At 49.6% G+C, this 5352-nt stretch carries 4 protein-coding genes; all 4 read right to left on the bottom strand.

All coding sequences use genetic code 11. From position 1 onward, the window contains the following. Nucleotides 1-502: 502 nt before the first annotated feature. The gene (locus tag VIM72_RS01000; protein WP_332001006.1) at nucleotides 503-1717 is read right to left on the bottom strand and encodes a TlpA disulfide reductase family protein; all 1215 of its coding nucleotides are present in this window, start codon (nucleotides 1715-1717) and stop codon (nucleotides 503-505) included. A 21-nt stretch (nucleotides 1718-1738) separates the two neighbouring features. Next, nucleotides 1739-2863, bottom strand: coding sequence for a TlpA disulfide reductase family protein (locus tag VIM72_RS01005; RefSeq protein WP_332001007.1), 1125 nt, complete (start codon nucleotides 2861-2863; stop codon nucleotides 1739-1741). A gap of 12 nt (nucleotides 2864-2875) precedes the next feature. Further along, nucleotides 2876-3958, bottom strand: a complete 1083-nt coding sequence (locus tag VIM72_RS01010; protein WP_332001008.1) for a TlpA disulfide reductase family protein — start codon at nucleotides 3956-3958, stop codon at nucleotides 2876-2878. A 19-nt stretch (nucleotides 3959-3977) separates the two neighbouring features. Continuing rightward, nucleotides 3978-5352, bottom strand: a 1375-nt coding sequence (locus VIM72_RS01015; RefSeq protein WP_332001009.1) for a RagB/SusD family nutrient uptake outer membrane protein, incomplete at its 5' end; no start/stop codon positions are given.

Consider the following 5352-nt stretch of genomic DNA (forward strand, 5'->3'; position numbering starts at 1 on the left):
CTCCGGGTCAGTTTTATCTTAGTTTCCGGAGAAGTATAAATATAACGGGAAGATTCTTACCATATGCTATATACCTGCATTAGTTTTTGCTTATGTACAGCCGGTCAGGACAAAAATCTCAAAAAAATCAATGCAACCAGTGCTCCGGGACAAAAGCCCCGGGAACCAGGCACAGTTTTCCGGCCGGGGTTATAGAGTAAATAAACATAAAAACCGTTTGACCGGGTATTGTACATACCTGGTCAAACGGTTATATTTTATTTTAATGATTATACTGATCGGAAAATACAGGCAGATAACCAGCCTCCATCTCCCACTCCCTCAAAAACCCAAACAAAAACTCAGGAAAATCATTATAATCAGCGTAATCAGTGAGTCAGACAACATCCGCCTCTACCCGCTTTATCCGCTTCCATCTTCACAAATCCTTCAAAAATCCCCGCAAAATCTAATCAGCGTAATCATTGTAATCCGTTTAATCCTGAGTCAGACAAAATCCGCGTCAGACGCCCTTCGCGAAGATCTCCGCCAGTTTCCTGTTCATGGCTTCGTCGTCTTCGCCACCACCGCCATAACGGCCAATGATGACGCCGTTGGGATCAATGAGGATTTTGGTGGGGAGGGAATGGATGCCGTAATAATCGCTTACATCCTCCGGGTTAGGCAGGTTCTTTTCCCGCTTGCTCCAGTCCAATCCGCGGAGCACGTGGCGCCAGATGCCAATACCATCCTGCTCAACGGCTTTTTTCCAGGCTTCAGGTTTTGAGTCGTCGTCGGAAATGCCGATGATCTCAAAGCCTTTGGCGTTGTATTTACTATACAGCTCTTTCAGATGAGGATTGCCTTTGCGGCAGGGGCCACACCAGCTGGCCCAGAAGTCGAGCATCACGTATTTGCCTTTGAAATCAGCCAGGCTGAGGGTTTTACCATTGATATCCGTTTTCGTGAATTCATGGGCAGGGCTGCCGGGAGAGCCGCTACGCAGGCCATCCAGTTCCTTTTTAATTTCGAGACCGTCGGCGCTTTGCTGCATGGCCGGCGACATTCTTGCGTAAAAGGCTTCGCCTTCCTGCAGGGGCATGGCGCTTACACGGAAGCGGAGCAGCTGTGCAGATACATATGAGTTCGGATGCTTTGTAATAAACGCTTTATCCGTTTTCTCCATCTGGTCATAGTAAGGCTCCATCTGGTCTTTCAGCTTGTCCAGTTTTGTTTTATAGGTCTCCAGCTCTGCCTCTGGTTTCTTTGCTTTCATGGCGGCAATATATTCCAGGTTCATTTTCCCATAGGCGTCCGACAGCGGCTTGAGCTTTTTCATTACAGGTGCACGTTCAGCGTTAAGCAGATCCTGGTCCAGCTGGGCTTTGGAGCCGGTGAGCTTTGCGTCTTTCAGTCGCCCGGTAGCGGAAGTAAGTTTCATGGCAGCGGCTTCCATGAAAAAGGAGGCCATATCGCCTTCGCCGTACATGGCTGCTTTTTTATCCATGTAGAGGCGTGCTTCCACCGGTTGCACGAGGTTGCCTTTAAAGGTAAAGCGGCCGTTTTGAAGCAGTACGCTGTCGGTCCGGTATTCATCGGCGCTTTCCGCGTAGGTGAGGTATATGTAGCGACTGGATAGCCCTTTAATATCTCCCGAAAGGGTAAATGGTAATTTTTCCTGCGCCCTGGCCCCAAATTGCAAAGCGATAAAGGGAAGCGCGATGAGCGTGTATTTCATACATTTTTTTTAGTAAGATGATTATAATACTTCTGCAAGTTTCTTTTCCAGTTCTTCGCCGTGCAGGTCTTTGGCGATGATCTTACCCGAAGGATCAATCAGCAGGTTGCTGGGAATGCTGCGGATATCATACTGTTTGGCTACTGCGTTGTCCCAGAATTTCAGGTCGGATACATGCGTCCAGGCGAGGTTGTCCTGGTGGATGGCGTTCAGCCATTTTTCTTTACCGTTGGGCTGATCCAGCGATACACCAAGCACGGTGAAGTTTTTATCTTTGAATCTGTTGTAAGCCTTCAGCACGTTAGGGTTTTCAGCGCGACAAGGAACACACCAGCTGGCCCAGAAATCGACAAGCACATATTTACCCCGGAAATCCTTCAGGGAAACAGGTTTGCCTAGCGTGTCGTTCTGGGTAAAATCGAGCGCCATATTGCCGATGCCGGTGAGCTTATTTACCCGGATGCTGTGTGCCAGGCGTTTTGCCGGCCCGTTTTCCTTTGCTGAAGCAGACAATTTATTGAAGATGCTTTCCTTTTCATCGAGCGGTATGTCGTTCAGGTGCGACAACAACGACGCGCTGATACCTGATTTGGGATGTTGCAGGATCCATTGTTTGGTGAGGTTTTCGCTTTCCTTCCGCATACGTTCCATTTCCGGTTCCAATGCGGCAAGGCCGGCGGAATCTTTCTCTGCGTATAGTTTATTGGCCTTTTTGTACAGATCGGCCTGTCCTTGCAGTCCCGGGGCCTGTTTCAGCATAGCAGTATATTCGTTGTTGTCTTTTATGAACTGAGGCCCATCGAATATAGCGTCTTTAAACAGGGGACCATCGCCTTTGATAGTGATGTTGCCTTTATCCAGATAATAAAAGAGGAAGTTATACTCTCCATATGGTTTCCCGATCTTGATGGTGTAGAAATCCCCTTCACCGGGTGGGATATTCATCCTGATTGTAAAACCGCCGGCGGTAGTTTGCACCGAATCCCTGCGATCTTCACCACCCTGTGAGCGCCAGTATACCCACTCACCTGCGGGAAGGTTTTTAATAGTGGCGGTAATGGTGGTATTATACCGTGCCTGCGCGGAGGCGGTAGTGAGTGCAGCCGGCAGCAATAACGCGGCTATGGCATATTGATAATGCTTCATGATAGCTGGTTTTTATTTAAGTATTTCAGCAAGTTTGGCATGCAGGGCGGCGCCTCTTATATCTTTGGCAATGATGATGCCCTGCGGGTCTATCAGGAAGGAAAACGGAATCGCCTGGATACCATATTCCTGTGCCACTTCATTGCGCCAGCCTTTCAGGTCTGATACCTGCATCCAGGGCATACCGTCCTGTTTAATGGCTTCTTTCCATTTGTCGGCTTTGTCATCGAGCGACACGCCGAGCACAGTAAAGTTTTTGTCTTTGAATTTGTTGTAAGCCTTCAGCACGTTGGGGTTTTCAGCGCGACAGGGACCGCACCAGCTGGCCCAGAAATCGAGCAGTACATATTTGCCTTTGAGGTCTGACAGGCGAACGGGCTTATCATTCACATCGTTTTGTGTGAAATCGATGATAGGCTGACCCAGGGCGCTTTTCTTCAACACGGCGATACGCTTTGCCAGTCGCACGCCCGTAGCCGTTTGCTGCGCTTCCGGTGTGAGCACGCGGTACAGGCTATCTACCGGCGCATATTCGCCCATTACCGCCATATCAGCTACCATGTTCACGCTCACCGCGCTTTCCGGGTGTGCTTTGATGTATGCTTTTGCCCGATCGTGCCTTTGCTCCCGCAGGGCCTCCAGGCTGGCTTCCAATGCGGCTTTCGCAGAGTCGTTATCTTTCACCTCTTCAAACTTCGGGTAAAGGGCATCTTCCTGGCTGGTGATATCGGCGATCGATTTTTTATAGGCTTCGTATGCGTCTTGTGTAGCAGAGCCGGTGATCTTTATTTGGTCTGTAGAATCGATGTTACCATTTAGCTGAACAGCGGTATTTTCCATGAACAGTTCCAGGTAACGGGTAGAAGTACCGATGTATATTTTTTGCGGTTCCGTGATGTTACCAGTCCAGGTAAAACGGCCATCCTTTACCGGCACCGTGTCTGTTTTAGCGGAATCGGCTACCGGTATGGAGATGAACACAACGGAATCTTTCAGTCCGCGCAGTTCCGCCGTGATGCTGGCAGAAGGGACTTTGGGCTGACTGCAGGCAGCTGCCAGCAGTGTGGCAAACATAATGGGTGTGTGGAGTTTCATATTAGCTATTTAATGGTGATTATTGCTGATAACCTGGGTTCTGCTTGCCAATGGCCGGATTGTTCAGGAATTCGGCATGTGGAATGGGCAGAATATATTTTACTTTATCGTTGGCGCTGGGTCGTAGTTCCTGGATAAGGGAAGATGGGAGCCTTAACAGCGACATCCATTCCTGTCCGTCCTCTCCTACCAGGTTGCGGGAAGTTTCAAAATACAATTGTTTCAGCATTTCATTTGCCGTAGTGGCTTTATCTGCTGCAGAAAAATCTGTAACGCCGGCGTGGCCCATAATATTTTTCAGAATAGCACGGGCGTCCGCAATACTTCCACCGGCGCGCACAATGGCTTCCGCTTTCAACAGGTATACTTCTGTTAAACGGAAAGCATAGGCCGTTTCTGTTAATGGCGTGGGCGTTTCGTTCTGTTTAATATACTTCAGGAAATAGAAAGTATTGTCTGCGTAAGGATTGGCGTCTCCCACCATCCAGGCGCCGCGGGGATCATTCGCCAGGAGATCTTTCAGCGCAGTTTTGGCGGTGTATAGCGAGGAAGCGCCGGGCCAGTACTGCCGGCTGAGCACATAGTAGTAGTTTTCCTGGTTCTGCTGCGATTTAACCCCGAGGATCACTTCGGGGCTGGAAAGTCCTTTTACATAAAAGAGGTCTTTCAACTGCGGTTCCAGGGTGTATTTGCTGTGAAGGATAATGCTGTCTGCCAGCGCGGTTACCACCGGGTAATCGGCCGCCTGGCCATGGCTCATGAGCACCCTCATTTTGAGCGCCATAGCAGCCCAGCGGGTGGCATAGAAGGCTTTGTTCTCCGATGGCGCATTGGCGATAGCGTCGTCTATATCTGCAAGGATAGCGTCATAACTTTCTTTCACGGAGCTACGCGCCTTTGCAGTAGCCGATACCGTTACAAATTCATCGCGCAGCAGCGCGCCGTATGGGCTGCTCAGATCGAACCACTGGCCGAAGTAGCTGAGTATTTTAAAATGGCCATAGGCACGGAGGAAGCGTGCTTCCGCCAGTACTTCTTTTTTCCGGTTACCGGTAAATGCCTTGTCTTCCAACAGGGATACGCCTTTTATCACGCCGTTGGCGGCATTTACCAGCTGGAAGGAAGAGGTCCAGTATACATTGGCGAAACCAGAACTTGCGTAGTTATTGGTTTCAGCGCCATCTTCCCCATAGCCGTATCCCATATACCCCGCAAACATAGCAGGAGGCACTTCATGTTCAAACCACTCCGTTACATTATTAGTGGCATCTACATTGGCGAAGCGGTAATACACGCCGTTGAGGGCTATTTCGGAAGTGCGCTGGTCGATGATGGTGTTACCATCCACCTTTGCATTTTCCGGCAATTTACCCAGCTCCTTTTTGCAGGCGGTT

It is taken from the genome of Chitinophaga sp. (genome assembly GCF_036569185.1).
In the GTDB taxonomy this organism is placed as follows: domain Bacteria; phylum Bacteroidota; class Bacteroidia; order Chitinophagales; family Chitinophagaceae; genus Chitinophaga.